Origin of the sequence: Levilactobacillus humaensis (genome assembly GCF_024345185.1) — a bacterium.
Lineage (GTDB): Bacteria > Bacillota > Bacilli > Lactobacillales > Lactobacillaceae > Levilactobacillus > Levilactobacillus humaensis.
Map to the genome: position 1 here is coordinate 1 of NZ_BROB01000011.1, position 17,151 is coordinate 17,151.

13 protein-coding genes are annotated in these 17,151 nt (G+C 51.2%); 8 read left to right on the forward strand and 5 right to left on the reverse strand.

The annotated features are described in order from the left end of the window. On the forward strand, window positions 1-196 hold a 196-nt coding region (locus OCU14_RS04820; RefSeq protein ID WP_261810037.1), incomplete at its 5' end, for a hypothetical protein. A gap of 440 nt (window positions 197-636) precedes the next feature. Here the strand turns inward: OCU14_RS04820 and OCU14_RS04825 are convergent. Next, entirely contained in the window at window positions 637-843 is a 207-nt protein-coding gene (locus OCU14_RS04825) for a YjzD family protein (RefSeq protein WP_261810038.1), read from the reverse strand. Window positions 844-1,094: 251 nt separating this feature from the next. Here OCU14_RS04825 and OCU14_RS04830 point away from each other — a divergent pair, with 251 nt between their 5' ends. Then, on the forward strand, window positions 1,095-2,288 hold the full coding sequence (locus OCU14_RS04830; protein WP_261810039.1) for a cation:proton antiporter: 1,194 nt from the start codon (window positions 1,095-1,097) through the stop codon (window positions 2,286-2,288). Window positions 2,289-2,596: 308 nt separating this feature from the next. Here the strand turns inward: OCU14_RS04830 and OCU14_RS04835 are convergent, their stop codons facing one another. After that, window positions 2,597-5,299: a YfhO family protein gene (locus OCU14_RS04835; protein WP_261810040.1), complete on the reverse strand. Its 2,703-nt coding sequence runs from the start codon at window positions 5,297-5,299 to the stop codon at window positions 2,597-2,599. Window positions 5,300-5,993: 694 nt separating this feature from the next. Here OCU14_RS04835 and OCU14_RS04840 point away from each other — a divergent pair. The 5 genes from OCU14_RS04840 to OCU14_RS04860 all read left to right on the forward strand — a co-directional run bounded on the left by OCU14_RS04840 (window position 5,994) and on the right by OCU14_RS04860 (window position 13,324). Next, on the forward strand, window positions 5,994-6,686 hold the full coding sequence (locus OCU14_RS04840) for a response regulator transcription factor (RefSeq protein WP_261810041.1): 693 nt from the start codon (window positions 5,994-5,996) through the stop codon (window positions 6,684-6,686). Next, entirely contained in the window at window positions 6,676-8,019 is a 1,344-nt protein-coding gene (locus OCU14_RS04845; protein ID WP_261810042.1) for a sensor histidine kinase, read from the forward strand. Before OCU14_RS04840 ends, OCU14_RS04845 begins: the two co-directional genes overlap by 11 nt. A 436-nt stretch (window positions 8,020-8,455) precedes the next feature. Then, a complete protein-coding gene (locus OCU14_RS04850) occupies window positions 8,456-9,421 on the forward strand; it encodes a LacI family DNA-binding transcriptional regulator (RefSeq protein WP_261810043.1) in 966 nt (321 codons plus the stop codon). A gap of 235 nt (window positions 9,422-9,656) precedes the next feature. Then, a complete protein-coding gene (locus OCU14_RS04855) occupies window positions 9,657-11,021 on the forward strand; it encodes an SLC45 family MFS transporter (protein WP_261810044.1) in 1,365 nt (454 codons plus the stop codon). A 47-nt stretch (window positions 11,022-11,068) separates the two neighbouring features. Further along, window positions 11,069-13,324 carry a glycoside hydrolase family 65 protein gene (locus OCU14_RS04860; RefSeq protein ID WP_261810045.1) on the forward strand — a complete coding sequence of 752 codons (2,256 nt, stop codon included), beginning with the start codon at window positions 11,069-11,071 and terminating at the stop codon, window positions 13,322-13,324. Between the two features lie 726 nt (window positions 13,325-14,050). Here the strand turns inward: OCU14_RS04860 and OCU14_RS04865 are convergent. The 3 genes from OCU14_RS04865 to OCU14_RS04875 all read right to left on the reverse strand — a co-directional run bounded on the left by OCU14_RS04865 (window position 14,051) and on the right by OCU14_RS04875 (window position 16,027). Next, on the reverse strand, window positions 14,051-14,488 hold the full coding sequence (locus OCU14_RS04865) for a hypothetical protein (protein ID WP_261810046.1): 438 nt from the start codon (window positions 14,486-14,488) through the stop codon (window positions 14,051-14,053). A 147-nt stretch (window positions 14,489-14,635) separates the two neighbouring features. After that, a complete protein-coding gene (gene rpsN / locus OCU14_RS04870) occupies window positions 14,636-14,905 on the reverse strand; it encodes a 30S ribosomal protein S14 (protein ID WP_057878277.1) in 270 nt (89 codons plus the stop codon). A 90-nt stretch (window positions 14,906-14,995) separates the two neighbouring features. Next, the gene (locus OCU14_RS04875; protein ID WP_261810047.1) at window positions 14,996-16,027 is read right to left on the reverse strand and encodes an aldose epimerase family protein; all 1,032 of its coding nucleotides are present in this window, start codon (window positions 16,025-16,027) and stop codon (window positions 14,996-14,998) included. 256 nt (window positions 16,028-16,283) lie between these two features. Here OCU14_RS04875 and OCU14_RS04880 point away from each other — a divergent pair, with 256 nt between their 5' ends. Continuing rightward, on the forward strand, window positions 16,284-17,096 hold the full coding sequence (locus tag OCU14_RS04880; RefSeq protein ID WP_261810048.1) for an alpha/beta hydrolase: 813 nt from the start codon (window positions 16,284-16,286) through the stop codon (window positions 17,094-17,096). Window positions 17,097-17,151: the final 55 nt, after the last annotated feature.

Genomic DNA, 17,151 nt, shown 5'->3' on the forward strand with positions numbered 1-17,151 from the left:
CGGTGGTGTAAACTGGCAAGAAGCGCCAGTTTACACCACCGCCACGGCTGGCTCCATCCCTGGCCTCCTCCGGCTATGTGTGTCGTTTTCCGTAACTGTTTTAAAGCTTGGCGGATTTGAATCGGATAGCGTATGTACCCTAATTCTTAGGATTGGTTTTGCCGTTTCAATATCAACTAGTATTGATGGCTCGTGACCCTGAGTTATGAACTTAAATTAGCCCTGTAAAACCGATGGTGGTTTTGCAGGGTTTCTTCATGCCGTTAGCTAGTCATGACTAGCTAACGGCAGTTTAGGTGTGTATAGCATAGGATGAAGTGGTGACTTATCCCGCGATTGCCAGTAGGTGAGTTAAAAATCGATCGTAGCCGGAGGAGGTCAGGGGTGGAGCCGGCCGTGGTGGTAACGTTAGACCGAGTGAACTTCTCGGCCTTACGCTACGGGCGACTTTGAAGACACGTGCCCTTCGTGGCTTCAAATCGAGCGAGAAGCCTGATTTTTAGGCTGAAGCGTCCCCACAGCAGGTGGAACCCCTGACAGCCGCAGGCGGTCCTTCACGCCATTTATAAAACTAATTCAAAATAAAAAACCCTGGCAAGTGCCAAGGCTGGTTTGTTGATCATGTTCATATTGACGTTACTTGGCACTTGAAGCTTGCTTACGGCCTTCGCGGTTAAGGAACCAGATACCGTTCACTGCAACGAATGCGCCAACGGCTGTAATAACACCAACGGTCATGGGATCATACGTCATCTTTTCCAACGTATCCCCAATATAGCCAATGATTTCACCGAAAATAACGGCCCAAACAACCACGATCAAGTTAGAGAAAAACCACTTCACACGCGTCACCTCACAATCATTATCCATTTTAACACGGTCGCCGGCAATGCGGTAGTTAAGATTGTGTAAGCGGTTAAATAATTGGTTTGACGAGGCGGCAAGGTTGCTTGTACCAGTTGGTTTCGGTATAATAGTCCTTAATTAAATTAAAAGATGGTTGAAGCGACTGCTTTCAAGAATAGTGTTTCCCTTGGGTTGGGGGGACCATTTTTCTGGAGCTGTCGCTTTTTTTGTTGAAAAGGAGGCTACTCGTGAACTTATTAATGAGCTTGACGCTGATTCTACTCGCAACGACTGTGGTGGGACACTACAGTACGCGCATTGGGATTCCAGCGGTAATTGGACAGTTGTTGGTGGGGGTCATTATTGGACCCGCCGTCTTGGGTTGGATCAGTCTGACCCACGTGTTGGAAAGCTACGCAGAGATCGGGGTTATTATCCTGATGTTTATCGCCGGGCTGGAAAGTGACCTGAAGCTCCTGAAACGCTACCTGAAGCCGAGTGTTTTTGTGGCGTTGTTGGGTGTTATTATCCCCATGATCGGGACGTATTTGGTGGGGATGGTTTATAACCTGGGTATGGTTGAGAGCCTCTTTATTAGTGTGATCTTCGCTGCGACGTCAGTGTCCATTTCCGTAGAAGTCTTAAAGGAAATGAACGCCATGAGTAGTCGTGAAGGGACCACCATCCTTGGGGCCGCTGTGGTCGATGATGTCTTGGCCGTGGTAATCTTGAGTGTGTTGGTTTCAACGACCGGGACCGCTGTTGGTGGTAGTGGGGCTTCCAGTAACCTGCTCATCACCACGTTGGAACAGATTGTTTACTTTGCGGCCATTTACTTCGTGGTTCGTTGGGTGGCACCGTACATGGCTAAGATTGGGGAACGGTTACTGATCCCTATGGGCCAAACGCTCATGGCCATTATTCTCTGTTTTGGGATGGCCTACTTGGCTGAACTTGTTGGTTTGAGTGATGTCGTTGGGGCCTTCTTTGCCGGGATTGCGATTGCGCAGACGTCGGCCTTATCCACGGTCGATCGGCATATCGAACCGATTGGGTACGCCCTGTTTATTCCCGTGTTCTTCGTCAGCATTGGGTTAAACATGGACTTCCATGGTTTGGGTCACCAGATTGGCTTTATCGTGGTTCTGACCATCGTGGCCATCCTAACCAAGTTGTTAGGAGCCGGTGGTGGGGCCAAGTTAGCTGGCTATTCGTGGGACAGTTCCGCGGCCGTTGGAGCCGGGATGGTCTCACGGGGTGAAATGGCGTTAATCATTGCCCAGATTGGGTTCCAAGCCAAGCTCATGTCACCCGTTCGTTATTCAGCCATCGTGGCGGCAATCATCGTGGCTACGTTAGTTGCGCCATTCCTGTTACGGGTTACGGTTAACCGGGTTCGTAAAGGTGAAGCGGATGTCTCTAAAGTGCGGCCAAGTGCTTAGAGTAACTTCCACAACTTAAGAATAGAATGTTAACGAGGTCTAGTGACTACCCATAGTGGGTGGTTGCTAGACCTTTTTGCGGCTTCAAATCGAGCAAGAAGCCCGAGGGGCTGAAGTGTCCCCACAGCAGGCGTAATCCCTGGCAGCCGCAGGCAACCAGCATACAACTAATTTATCGGGTAAAACGAATTCCACTAAAAACATGCGAAAAATACCGAAGAAATTTCGTTAGTACTAAGTAGGGAGGCGGCAATCGGCAAAACAAAAACAGCGCTCGGCAAGATGCACCGAACGCTGACTAAACAAATTTATTGATGACGTTCTCGAACGACGCGGCGCCATTCGCCCCCAAACCACAGGAGGCTAAACAGAATGACACCGACGATCGACGTGATGACACCGGCCTTTAGTCCAGGTGTGGTGTATCTGAAGACCACGTGATTCTGGCCCGGCTTGAGTGGCACGGCCATCATCCCCGGATAATTCTTAACAACTGGGGTGATTGATTGTGCGTGCATGGCTGGTTGGACCTTGACTGCGCGACCGTTGACGGTGGCATGCCAACCCGGCGTGTTTGGCACGGAAAGGTACAGGTAAGGTCGTTGGGCACTCCCGGTAACGGTTCCGGATAAGTCGGTAACCCCACTTTGTTTCGAGAGGGTGAATTGTTGCCGTTTCAGACGGTTGACGACCGTTTGATAGTGGGCCTGGTTCAACGAAATGAATTCGTTGCTGTAACCAGCAGCTGGGGCTGGCGTGAGATAGCTGATCGTCAGCACGTCACCCTTGTGATGGTAACCCAGGTTCATGACATAGCGGTAACCATCGGCCCGTACCATGGGACCGGCTGCCCGACCGTTAATCCGCAAGGTCGAGTAGATTAGCGTATTGGATGGTGAGAAGCCGTGGAGCGTTCCCGTCGCATTGACTTTGAGTTTAAACGTTTGTTGATAACGTTGTTGTGGCATCAGGGTCTTCTTAGGAACTCGACGCAAGTCATCGACCGTCGCCCGGCGGTTAGAAACATCGAGGACAGTGGCGTGAGCCAGAGTATCACTCGGTGCACCCAAGGCGGTGAGAATGCGTTGTTGGTTGCCTAGGGCGTCCTGATCCTCGAGCTGTAAGCCCACGAGTTCTTGTGGAACGGCGAAACCGATACCTGCAAATGTGGTGAGCTTGGTGACCTCGGGATCCCGATTGACGTTGACCCGGTATTTAACCCCGAGTAGTGTATCGGTCAGGCTGGTACTACCCTGAGCACTGATTCGGCGAACATTACTGCTGAAGTAACCGAGGTCACTTTGGAAGACCCGGGCCGGTTCCTCTAAGGTTGAGGAATAGGAACTCAATCCGGCATAATCGAATAACAGGGGGTCATTGTAGTGGTTGTAAGCCTCGTCGTAGGCCCTGCCGATCCGCGAATGTAGAAAGTCGGTTCGATAGAAATTGGCCTTGGTTGAGGAAGCGTTGAACTGTTTCAACGTCGTCGTGTCAGCCTTGAAGTATTTTTCAAATTTTGTTTGGGATCCGAAGTCCATGCCCCGACTGGCAACCAACAGATTACCCCCGAGTTCAAAGGAAATCAGGAGGCCCATCAAGCCGATACGGATGGGACGCCACTCACTAATGAACAGGAGCATGGTGTTGAGTAACAGTAGTCCCAGCGCCCACCAAACGAGGTGGAACGCGGGCTGACTCTGTTGATAGAGACTGGCGTCGTAGCCCGGGAGCATGAAGGCCCAGAGCCGTGGAAAGATGCGAGCGGATAGGAAACCGATGACCAGCAGTCCCGCTCCCCAGACCAAAGCGAGGACCTTTTGCGGGTCATTCATAGTCTGGTCGGGGTGCGTTTGCCAAGCCCGGTAGGCAATGATCAAGGCGAGAAAAGTGAAGAAGTAGACGTTACGAAATGGAAATCCGGCCGGTTGTTGGAGCATGTGCCAGATAGTATTGAATAGCGTTAGGAAGAGCCCGAGTCCCATCGTAATCAGGAGCCACATGGCCCGGTGTTTTTCAATCGACTGGACCTTGGGGGAGACGAAGTACACGATGAGTAGCAGGAACATCAAGGTTCCCATAAATAGGCTCGGTGCGTGGTACAAATGTGAGACGAAGGTCGTGGTACCGGGGCCAAATTGGGCCAGAACTTCTGGGCCGAAGAGGGGGGTCGGCAGGAAGTTGGTCACAAAGAAGTTCCCCTTACCGGTCAGGAGCATCCCCATAGCGGTCGGAATCAACACGACCATGGCCATCATTCCCGCCAGTAACGACCCAATAATGAACTGGCGGATGGCAGGCCGGTGGACGCGCCAGATTTCCTTAAAGGCGGTGGCGGTTCGTTGATGTTCGATGATGAGGTAGGCAAAGTACAGGACGGAAAAGAGACACGTCATATACCCGAGATAATAATTGGCTAGGATGGTAATCGTTAGACTCAGTGTGTAGAGCCCAAAATGATGGACACTGACGATCCGATGCAGGCCTAGCGCGACCAGCGGCAACATGATGAGGGCGTCGAGCCACATAATGTCGTAGTCGTACATCGCCACGAAGCCACAGAGGCTGAAGGCCGTCGAGAACAGGAGGAGTGCCCACCCGCTCTTAAGAAAGGCTCGCCGTAGAAAGATAGCCATGGTGAGGCCAATCGTACTAATTTTTAAAATCATGATTAAAGCCACGGCGGTCGGTAATTGCGCCGCCGGGAATAGGAAGATGAGCACATTGTAGGGACTGATAACGTAGTAGGTCAGTAGCGGTACTAGGCTACTCCCCGTGCCCAGTGCGAATGAGAATAGGTGGAACTGACCATGTGAAATCGTTGATCGCAGGTACTCTAAAATCGGCACATATTGTGCCCCAGTATCGCTAAATAATAGGCTCCGATGGCCGAATGGCGTGATCTTCAAATGCCAAAAAATGACACTGATGATGATCATCGGGATTAAAAATGCCCCCAAGTACACCCAGCGGCTGACGCGAGCCTGCGCTAGCGTGTCACGATGCTCTTTCATGAAAACCCCTCCGTTGTTAAATGGACAAAATGTCTGACCTTAATAGAATAACACGCTCCTTGTCCTGATAAAAGTCTACTCCAATTTTCGGGCATTATATGGGAGAACGTGCTAAAATTCGAATTAACCGTGTGTTTGGTAAGGCGAGTGACTTAAGGTTGCGTTATCGTTCATCACGTAGACTATGTTATTAATGACAAAAGTAGCCTTTAAATTGATCGCCGGAGGTCACCAGACGCCACCCTGTGGGGTGTGCCGCGGTGCACGGTTAGGAGCTTCGTCCTGTGGGGCACGTCCGAAGCCAAAGGGCGGTCTTCGAACTCGCCTTTAAGCCCCCAAACCGTGGTCTTAAAGACGTCCCGTGCTGTAAGGTCGGAGAATCACCGACCTTACAGCACCGACACGGGACTGCGCTTCTAACCGTGCACCGCTACCCGCACAAAGTGTTTTTGAAGAAGTTATTTGAAATAAAGTTTAGCTGGAGGTAATCAGACAGAGCCCTGTGTCGGTGGTCTTAGTCGAGGTCCTGTCTCGACTTAGACCACGGCCAACTTTGAAATTCGCGGGTTGTGCGAAGTTCAAGGTTGCCCTGAAGACCGTTCTTTGGCTTCAGGTCTGCCCCACAGGGTGGCGTCTGATTGCCTCCGGCGAACAATCTAAAACAAAAAAGATAAAGTCAAAGGAGGAATGCCCGTTGAGTACGACTGCCAAGGTATTGGTCGTGGAGGACGAACGTGAGTTATCCGCGGACATTGTGGAATTAATTAGACCGATTTGCGAAACAACCACCGCGTTTGATGGTGAACAAGGCGAATTTCTAGCTAGTCAGGGTGTTTTTGACGCGATTATTTTGGACCTGATGCTACCCGGTCAGAGTGGGTTGGACCTCCTGTTGCATATTCGCAACAAGGATATCAAGACGCCCGTTTTAATTTTAACGGCGAAGGATACGATTGCTGACAAGTTGCGGGGATTCAATGATGGGGCCGATGATTACGTCACCAAGCCGTTTCACCGTGAAGAATTGTTGGCTCGTATGAAGGCCCTGCTGAAGCGTACGGGGCATTTGAATAGCAGCGACGTCATTACGCTAGGCCAACTGGAAATCAACACCAGCAAACATTTAGCGACCTTTGACGGCGATCCCTTGACCCTGAAGGGCCGTGAATTTGATCTGTTGGCCTATCTCGTGGCCAATCCCGGGACGATCATTACCAAAGAACAGATCTTCAACCGCCTGTGGGGCTTTGATTCAGAGACCTCACTGTCCGTGGTGGAAGTCTATATGAGTAATCTGCGAAAGGAACTTAAGCGCGCCGGCAGTGACCTGTCGCTGCGGACAATTCGCAATGCCGGTTACATTGTGGAGGCACCTGATGAGCAATAAGGTTAACCGCGCGCAACAGTGGCGGTTATTTATCAACAATTTTATCGGATTCACCGTCATTTTCGTCTTGCTGGGCGTGATTGTTTTTGTCTTGTTCAAACGCGCCATGTTGACCAGTACCGATCAGGCGCTCAGAGTCGAACGAACGTCGCGTTTATCCGGAACACCGGTGAAAAAGCGGCCCCAACATCAGCCAGAAATGACGCCCCGGCAGATGCAGAAGACGGCGATTCATCCCTTTATGACCACGACGTTAATCTACAGCAATAAAGGGAAAATCATCAACCAAGCCCAATTGGGTTCGCGGTATGACATGTTGAAAAGCATCGCGCTCAAGCGTAGCCAGGTCGGCCAATTGCATACCGTCCGTGTGAATGGCAAGTATAGTTTCCGGACATTACTGGTGAAGGTGCCGAAATCTAATTCGGACCCAGCCGTGGCGGGAAAGTACCTCCTCATTATGGAAAATATTGATCCCCAGAAGGCGGCCATGTCCAATTTCACGCGTGTCTTGCTGATCACCATGGGGGTCTTCTGGCTCCTGTCAATTCTGATGAGTATCTGGATGTCACGCCTAACGATGCGGCCAATTCTACGGTCTTGGCGCCGGCAGACGGAGTTCGTAGGGAATGCCGCCCATGAGTTGCGGACCCCACTGACCATCATTCAGAATAAGCTGGAATTTCTGTTAACGCGGCCTAACGATAAGATTATCGACCAGGCAGAGAGCATCGCTGTGGCCAATAGTGAGAGTCAGCGCCTACAAAAATTAACGCAGGACCTGTTGGCGCTAGCACGGTCCGATTCCAATACCGTACAGACTAATTTCGAACTCACCGACATGGCGACATTCATGCAGCGGACGGTGGAACCTTATACCGAGATTGCGGCCAGCCAGGGGAAGACCCTGGTCTTAGATCCGGTCACACCTTTCCAGGCAACTCTGGATCAGGCTTTAGTGCATCAGTTATTGAATATTCTAATCGATAATGCACTAAAGTACTCGCCGCAAGGGCGGTCAATCACGTTGTCTGCTAAGTTAACGGGTCGCAAGTGGCAGTTAACGGTTGCCGATCAAGGTATCGGGATCAAACGAGCGGACCGGCAACGAATTTTCGACCGCTTCTACCGTGTCGACAGCTCCCGTAGCCGACAAACCGGCGGAAATGGGCTGGGTCTATCGATCGCCCATTGGATTGTTAACCTGCACCACGGAACGATTGTGGTCAAGGAGAATCAGCCCCAGGGAAGTCAGTTCATTACGACGCTCCCAATTAATCCTGCAGGCCTAGCGGGACATCATGAAAAGCCCACGGCAAAGGAAAAACAATAGAATTTGTAACCGCGTCTGCCTTATTTGAGGGGATGCGGTTTTTATGTAAAAATTTGGGCAAACAAAGTTGAACAAACAGACTAATAAACGGCACCCATTGGGGTAAACTTTCCGACTGGTTAACAAGCAGTGTAGCCGGAGGAGGTCAGGGATGGAGCCAGCCGTGGCGGTAGCGTTAGACCGAGTGGTTTTTCTCGGCCTTACACTACGGGCGACTTTGAAGACCCGCGCCCCTGGCGAGGCTTCAAATCGAGCGAGAAGCCCAAGGGGCTGAAGCGTCCCCACAGCAGGCGTAATCCCTGGCAGCCGCAGGCGGCCTTTTCCAATTTGTTTTTACACATCACCATCACAAGGAAAGTTTTATTCCCGCCGGTTGTATGGTAAGATCTGAAGCATTAGAACGAATTGGCAAGTGCAGCATAAGGAGCTTTCGAAGATGTTAACTATCCGTGATATTGCCGCTAAGGCGGGCGTGTCGGTCTCCACGGCCTCCCGGGCATTAAATAATAATCCACGTATCAGCGTGGCGACCCGTAAACGGATCCAGGCATTGGCTACGGCTGAAGGCTATCGGCCCAACTATAATGCCAAAAATCTCACGGCGGGTGAGGCCAATACAGTGGGCGTTGTCTTTCCGACGGCCGACCACACTTTTTCTGAGAACCCGTTTTACATCGATCTGTTGCGCGGAATCAATACGGAACTGATGGAACGCCAGTATGTGCTGTCCGTGGCCATCAGCAAGACGGAAGACGAGCTCCTAGCCAACGTTAAGTCCATGGTGACGCAGGGGAAAATCAAACGGTTTATCTTGCTTTACGCCCATCGTACCGATCCCATCGCGGATTTTTTACGGCAGAATAAATTGCGGTTTGTGACGATTGGTCAACCAGTCGATGACCCGACCGACCTTTTTGTTGATAACGACAACTTGAAGGCTGGCATTGGTGGGGCGTCCTATCTGCTGGATCAACTAGCTGTGACCCATCCCGTTTTCGTCGAATCCGCGCACGACTGGGCTTACGAACAGCAGCGACGTGAAGGCTATGAACGAATGACGGCCCAATTTAACGTGGAACCTCTCACGTGCAAGCTGGGCGACCTAGAGCAGGCCCGCTCATTCATCACGCGTCATCCCGAAATCAATGGGATTATGGCCACCGATGACTTCAATGCCATCGAATTTTATCGCTTGATTCGCGAGAGCAGCGGGGCCAGTCATTTCCCAATTGTAAGTTTTAACCGCTCTTTACCGGTAGGTTTGACCGATGCTGACCTGCATTCAGTCGATCTTTATCCGGAAAAGATGGGGGCGGCCACGGTGACCTTGTTGTTCAGTGATCGCCAACCCTTGGAGTCGGCCACACCACGGCAAATTACAATTCCTTATGAAATTAAATAAACGCTAGATGATAGGCTGAGACAGGTGTCTCGGCCTTTTTTATCGATAAAATTTGAAGAGACTTTCGCGCGTGAATGGATCCCGAATTTGAAAATAAAGTGGCTCGTGGCGTGAAAAATAAAATTTGCGCAAACGGTTGCATTAATTTGGAAGCGGTGCCATAATGATGACAGCACTTATTTTTCAATTGTGACTATTTTTCAATTGTAACTAAAATTATGGGAGGCTTCAGGTTATGGCAGATGAATCATTGACAGCGGCTGCGGCCAAAGCAAACAATGGCTTGCCAACATTACCAGCAAGTACCATTTGGATGATTAATTTTGGGTATCTCGGGGTGCAAACCGCGTTTACCCTGCAAAGTTCACAGATGAGCCGGATTTTTCAAACGATTGGGGCGGATCCGAACAGTTTAGGGTGGTTCTTCATCTTGCCACCACTGGCCGGACTGATCGTGCAACCCATCGTGGGGTATTATTCCGACAGAACTTGGTTGCCTAAATTAGGCGGTCGGCGGTTACCTTATCTGTTACTTGGAACGATCGTGGCGCTCATCGTCATGTGTCTGTTACCGAACTCTGGGAGTCTCGGCTTCGGGTACGCCTCGATGGCCGCACTGCTCTTTGGAGCGATTACGGTTGCCTTCCTGGACCTCTCGTCAAACGTGGCCATGCAACCATTCAAAATGATGGTGGGGGACATGGTCAATGATGACCAGAAGAGTTACGCTTACGGAATCCAGAGCTTCTTATCCAACACGGGTGCCGTTGTCGCCGCTATTCTCCCATTTCTCTTTGCGATGATTGGGATTGCCAACACCGCGGCTAAAGGGGTTGTGCCTGCTACGGTTAAGGTGGCCTTCTACGTTGGGGCTGTGCTGCTGGTGATTACCAGTCTCTTTACGATTTTCCGGGTGAAGGAATACGATCCAGACACCTATGCGAAGTATCATGGGATTGCCAAGGAAGACAATACGACCGGTGGTAACTGGTGGTCATTGCTTAAGTCGGCACCACGGGTCTTCTGGACCGTCACTTTAGTTCAATTTTTCTGCTGGATTGCCTTCCAATACCTGTGGACCTACTCAGTTGGGGCCATTTCGGGTAACGTTTGGCACACGACCAATGCCGCTTCGGCAGGCTATCAAGCTGCCGGTAACTGGTATGGGGTCTTGGCAGCGGTTCAATCGATTGCAGCCGTCATTTGGTCCTACGTGTTAGCTAAGTTACCAAACGATCACCACAAATTGGGCTATGCCGGAAGCCTGGGCCTAGGGGCCTTAGGATTCGTATCGGTCTTCTTCATTCACAACCAATACGCCTTAATCGTAGCCTTTGTTCTGGTGGGGATCGCTTGGGCGGCAATGAATACCTACCCACTGACAATGGTCACGAACGCCTTGTCCGGGGCTCACATGGGCACTTATTTGGGACTGTTCAACGGCTCCATCTGTTTACCACAAATTGTGGCTTCACTGGCTAGCTTCGCCTTGTTCCCACTCTTAGGGAAGGTTCAGGCCAACATGTTCATTCTGGCCGGCATTATCTTGGCCCTCGGAGCTGTTGCGGTCGGGGCAATTAAGGAAACTTACAAGGCTTAATCAGATGTTTAAAAAATGAAATGATTTATAAAAAGGAGCGTTCGGCAATGAAACGAATTTTTGAAGTCCAACCATGGCATGTCATCACCCATACCTTTGACCCGCAAAACAAGCGACTACAGGAATCAATGACGAGCCTGGGAAATGGTTACATGGGGATGCGGGGCAACTTTGAGGAAGGCTACAGTGGTGACACGCTGCAAGGCATCTACCTCGGGGGTGTTTGGTATCCGGATAAGACGCGAGTGGGTTGGTGGAAGAACGGCTATCCGAAATATTTTGGAAAAGTTGTCAATGCCGTCAATTTCATGAAGTTACCGATCGAAATTAATGGCGAAGCCGTTGATCTGGCAAAAGACAACATTAGCGATTTCACCTTAGACCTGGACATGCAACACGGCACGTTGACTCGGTCATTTGTTGTGGAGCGCGGGGCAACTCGGGTGAACTTGATTTTCGAGCGCTTCCTGAGTGTTAGCCAGCGCGAACTTGCCGTGCAACGGGTGACGGCGAAGAACCTGGGAACCGATGCGGTAACCCTGACGCTCAAACCCGGAATTGACGGCAACGTCAAGAATGAAGAAGCCAATTACGACGAACGCTTCTGGGATATTCTGGCCACCGACCAGCAGGCCGATCAAGGCAGTGTTATTGCCAAAACGACCCCTAATCCATTCGGTACGCCGCAGTTTACTTCGGGGATGGAAATGCGCGTGGTGACCGCCTTAAAGCCAGTGACCATTGCCCAACCTAACGACCAGGCGGTAGCCGCGGCTTATACCGGTGAACTGGCACCTAATGCCACGACACAGTTGGAAAAGCGGGTCATCGTGGTGACCTCACGGGACTACGCTGATGTTTCCGCACTGACCACGGCGATGCACCAACTGAGTGATCACGTGGCTCTGGAAAGCTATGATGAGTTGCTGGCCATGCATGAGACCGTTTGGGCCGACCGCTGGACTAAATCTGACGTTCAGATTCAAGGGGATGACGAGTCGCAACAGGGGATTCGCTTCAACCTCTTCCAACTGTTCTCGACCTACTATGGGGAAGATTCACGTTTGAATATCGGACCAAAAGGGTTCACGGGGGAAAAGTACGGTGGCGCCACATATTGGGACACCGAAGCCTTCGCCGTTCCGGTTTATCTGGGCATTACGAATCCAGAAGTGACGCGAAATCTCTTGATGTATCGATACAAGCAACTCGATGGGGCTTACATCAATGCCCAACAACAAGGACTTAAGGGCGCCTTATTCCCAATGGTGACGTTCGATGGGATCGAATGCCACAACGAGTGGGAAATCACCTTTGAAGAAATTCACCGTAACGGGGACATTGCCTTCGCTATTTACAACTACACTCGCTACACTGGCGATACCTCTTACGTGCTGCATGAAGGTGCCAAGGTACTGACCGAGATTTCACGGTTCTGGGCTGACCGAGTTCACTTCAGTCAACGCAAGGGTCAGTACATGATTCACGGGGTTACCGGTGCCGATGAATATGAAAATAACGTCGACAACAACTGGGACACCAACATGTTGGCCCAGTGGACCTTACGCTATACCTTAGAAATCTTAGGCCAAGTCGATGCACAAACCGCAACAAAACTCGGTGTGACGCCGGCCGAGAAGACCAAGTGGCAAGATATCATCGATCGGATGTATCTGCCATACGACAAGGATCTCAATATTTTCGTGCAACACGATGGGTTCCTCGATAAGGATCTTCAGCCGGTCAGTGCCATTCCAGCAGATCAACGGCCAATCAATCAACACTGGTCCTGGGATAAGATTCTGCGCTCACCTTACATCAAGCAAGGTGATGTGCTCCAAGGAATCTGGGACTTTATTGACGACTATACCCCAGAACAGAAGAAGGCTAATTTCGATTTCTACGAACCGCTCACGGTACATGAGTCTAGTCTGTCACCGGCCATTCACGCGGTGCTTGCGGCCGACCTACACTACGAGGATAAGGCCGTGGAACTCTACGAACGGACGGCCCGACTGGATCTGGACAACTACAACAATGACACCAAGGATGGCCTTCACATCACGGCCATGACCGGTGGCTGGATCGCGGTTGTTCAAGGCTTCGCCGGTATGCGGGTTCGGGATGGTCACTTACACTTTGCGCCATTCCTGCCTAAGAAATGGTCACGCTACTCCTTCCGGCAGGTCTTCAGAGGTCGGCTGATCGAGGTTAGTGTCGATGGTAGTGGGTCACACTTCAAATTACTCAGTGGGGAACTTTTGACTATCGACGTCGCAGGAAAATCCGTTACCGTTAAATAAGTTCGGATTGGTAGCCTGCGGCTGCCAGGGGTTACGCCTGCTGTGGGGACCGCCTGCAGCCAAAGGGCGGGCTTCCGGCTCACTTGGAAGCCACGCTGAGAAGCACGAGTCTCCCAAGTCGTCCCAGGCTGTAAGGCCGAGAAAACCGCTCGGTCTAACAGGCCTCGTCACGGCTGGCTCCACCCCTGGCTTCCTCCGGCTAAGGTTGCGTTTTTAAGGCAATCGTAGCAGAGTCCAAAGTCTGGCAATTAGACGAATGCCGATCTCAGAGTCACGGCGATTCTAATCTGCTTCTGATTAACGAGAAATTTAAAAATGGCGTCATAACAGTATCCATTTGGATAGCTGCTATGACGCCATTTGTTTTATTTGTTTTGGTTTAGGCTTTTTGATTCAAGTTTGGCCAGCCACTGACTGTGACTGGGCTTGCCAGCACACGGCAAGTATCAGCCAGGATCTTGGTCTTAACCGCTTGATGGAATCGAGACGCTTAAGCTCGCCGTAATTGTCGTGGACGATCCTAGCCGGAGGAGGTCAGGGATGGAGCCGGCCGTGGAGGTGGCGTTAGACCGAGTGTTCTTCTCGGCCTTACACCACGGGCGACTTTGAAGACCCGTGCCCCTGACGGGGCTTCAAATCGAGCGAGAAGCCCCAAGGGCTGAAGCGTCCCCACAGCAGGCGGAATCCCTGACAGCCGCAGGCGGCAAATTTATCACAGACTGCAGTCTAAAGGTCGCTAGGCATCTGCTGTTGCTGAGCCGTCTTTTGCCGTGCTAATGGTGTCTTGTCCTGCCAGTACGTCAGCCATTCACCACTGATGGTGAGGCTTTCCAATTCAAGCTGATCCTTGACCAGCAACGTGTCTTCCAAGCGTTGCTTGAAGGTAGTGATGAGGCTGCCGAAGATGTTCAAGTTAGCGGATAAATTCCCACCTTGTTGGTGACTCAACTGGTCTCTGAATTCCTTACGAATGTTATCTTCCAACGTCCGTAATTCACGTTCCTTTTGTCGAGCTAAACGCGGTTGGTTACTCGTATCAAAGGTGATAGCGGGGCTCACGCCCACGAACTGAGCGTGAATCTTGGGGGTATCGATACCATAAGGGGCATCGTCACCGCCACCAAAAATGTCAAATTCTCGAATTACTGATAAAACCTCTGTCATGCTAAACGCTCCTTCATTATTTGGGGATAGCCGATTGGTCCGACCCCAATAAATCAAACTATCTCAAGTTTAGGTCACGAAAAAACCCACGTCAAACGAAGCCGCGGGCAGGGTTGACGTGGGTGCAAGTTTTAAGTTTTAGGGAAACTACCAGCTAGCTTTCTTCACACCGGGAATCTGACCGGCATGGGCTAGTTGACGGAAGTTCAACCGAGACATCCCGAACTTACGCATGTAGGCGTGAGGACGGCCGTCCAGGTGGTCACGATGATGCATCCGAGTAGGGGAAGCATCACGGGGCAGTAAGGCCAGTGCGGCGTAGTCACCGGCGGCCTTGAGTTCTGCTCGGCGGTCTGCGTACTTGGCGACAGTAGCCGCGATACGGTTTGCCTTAGCAATCTTAGACTTTTTAGCCATGAATAAAGGGTCCTCCTTTCTTAAATGATAATAATTACGTTTTATAAATTTATCATAGAAAGATGGGCCCTGTCAACGATGGCGACTCACCTAATAACTGAGGTCGTAGGTGATCTGATAAGTCCGGGTTTCACCGGCTGGCAGACTGACGTCACAGAATTCGGGATGGTTGGGTGAATCTGGCAAGCTCTGCGGTTCCAAGGCTAGGCCCATGTAAGGCTGACCGGGGCCCGTAGCGAGCTTCATCTGCGAGGTAAAGGAGTTGGCCGTGAAGACCACGAGACCATTTCTAGCGGACTTGATGGTGACACTGCGTTTCGATAGCGGGTCACTGAGTTCCGCAATGGTTTGGTCAGCGGCGGGAACGACGTGATAAACGTCATCGATGCCCTGTTCCGGAATCGTTTGGAGACCCCGAATGGCACTTCCCAAGTACTGGCCGTTCGCAAAGTCATATGGTGTGCCGGCGGTTGAGAGATATTGACCGGTAGGAAGCTTTTCAGCGTCCAGTTCCAGTCGTTCTTGACTATTAATCTGTAAGGTTTGGCCCGCAATCAATTGGTCTTCGCCCAGATTGAAATAAACGTGTTGCGTGGGATTGAACAGGGTATCCGCCGTGCTAGTGGCGGTGTAGGTCAAGGTGACACTATCTTCATTAGTCAACGTATAGGTAAGGCGTACCGCGAGATCGCCGGGGAAGGAATCTTCGGAACTCTTAAAGGTATGGGTGAAAATGATCTGGGGTGCCTGTGGATCACTGGTGTCCAATTGGCCATCCCAGTTCACGGTGTTGAAGCCGTGAGGACCCCCGTGGAGGGTGTTGTGGCCTTCGTTAGTATCAACCTGATAGGTGTGACCATTGAGGGGAAACTTCCCGCCGGAGATCCGGCCACCGGTTCGGCCGATGCTCATGCCAACGTAGAACGGATTATCAAGATAATCGGCCATCCTGTGGTAAGATAACACCAAGTTCTTCTCGCCGTTAGCAGTGGGTACGGACAACGTGTGAAGCGTAGCCCCCCAACTGAGAACGGCTAATTTTACGCCATGATCATTTTCAATGACGTAGCGGGTCACGACCTGATTTTGATAAGTATCCCAATTTTTCGTTGCGGTCTGCATGAGCAAGTCCCCGTTTCTGATTTTTTGAATTAAGCGGTTTCATTTTCTTCTATTTTATGGGTTTGACTGGTTGATTGTCAAACGATGTTCACGCGGACCCCGCGATTTGACGGGGATGTGGCCAAGGGGGATGGTGAACTTGGACGGGGGTTATCGTCAGAAATGGCGACTAGCAAAAATAATTAAGTACGCCAATTTTAACTTGTACGCAATCAAAAGAACTGGCATAATGGATTAGTTTAAGGGGGAAGTAATCATGAACCTTAAATGGCAATGGCTCCCGATTATCTTAGGGGGTAGTTGGTTAGGGTATCACTGGCTGGGACAACGAGCGGTACCTCCCGAGCCTTTGACTCATCATCGGCAAGACGTGACCTATAGCCAGACACCGACCCTCCTGATTCCAGGTTGGGCAGGCAATGCCTGGACGTTCAATGGTTTCTTACGATGGTTACCACGGGCAGGCTATGCCCAGAAAGTCTTGACGGTCCGCGTGAGTTGGACTGGCAAGCTACGTTTCAGTGGGCAATGGGACGGCACCGGGGAGAATCCGGTCATTCAAGTCCTATTCGACCATAGTGCGACCCGTGGCTATCAGCAGCAGGTTCAATGGCTGACGGCGATTCTACGTGCCTTGAAACAACGGTATGGCGTCTCGAGTTACAATGTCGTGGCCCATTCCTGGGGTGGCAGCGCGGCCGTTCACACTTTGGTTCGTCACGGTCACCATGCCGATCTACCCGTGCTCCATCGGTTAGTCCTTCTGGGGGCACCGGTAGACGAGGGCAGTCTGGATACCCCTGATGTGTCTTATCAGCGGCTGAGAGCGGCGAAACATCATTTGATGGCTCATCCTAAGGCTCGAATCATTAACGTCTATGGGACGCTCTCAGGGCATCTGACGGATGGCTCGGTTCCGGTCAGTCAAATCACCCCATTACGAGGGGTTGTGAGTGGCAGTCCGGTGGGGTACGTGGAGGTTCACGTGCCGGCCACCAGCCATCGTCAATTGCACGCCACCGAGCGAATGTGGCGGCTAATTGCGACGCATCTCTGGGTGAACGCCTAATTGAAACTAGTAGGCAAATTAAAAAGGGCCGGGACAAATGCCCCAGACCCTGAAT

Bases quoted from the DNA above. Each gene is read 5' to 3' on its own strand.
- OCU14_RS04835 (WP_261810040.1), bottom strand. From the start codon at position 5,299: ATGAAAGAGCATCGTGACACGCTAGCGCAGGCTCGCGTCAGCCGCTGG.
- OCU14_RS04845 (WP_261810042.1), top strand. From the start codon at position 6,676: ATGAGCAATAAGGTTAACCGCGCGCAACAGTGGCGGTTATTTATCAAC.
- OCU14_RS04850 (WP_261810043.1), top strand. From the start codon at position 8,456: ATGTTAACTATCCGTGATATTGCCGCTAAGGCGGGCGTGTCGGTCTCC.
- OCU14_RS04855 (WP_261810044.1), top strand. From the start codon at position 9,657: ATGGCAGATGAATCATTGACAGCGGCTGCGGCCAAAGCAAACAATGGC.
- OCU14_RS04860 (WP_261810045.1), top strand. From the start codon at position 11,069: ATGAAACGAATTTTTGAAGTCCAACCATGGCATGTCATCACCCATACC.
- OCU14_RS04865 (WP_261810046.1), bottom strand. From the start codon at position 14,488: ATGACAGAGGTTTTATCAGTAATTCGAGAATTTGACATTTTTGGTGGC.
- rpsN (WP_057878277.1), bottom strand. From the start codon at position 14,905: ATGGCTAAAAAGTCTAAGATTGCTAAGGCAAACCGTATCGCGGCTACT.
- OCU14_RS04875 (WP_261810047.1), bottom strand. From the start codon at position 16,027: ATGCAGACCGCAACGAAAAATTGGGATACTTATCAAAATCAGGTCGTG.
- OCU14_RS04880 (WP_261810048.1), top strand. From the start codon at position 16,284: ATGAACCTTAAATGGCAATGGCTCCCGATTATCTTAGGGGGTAGTTGG.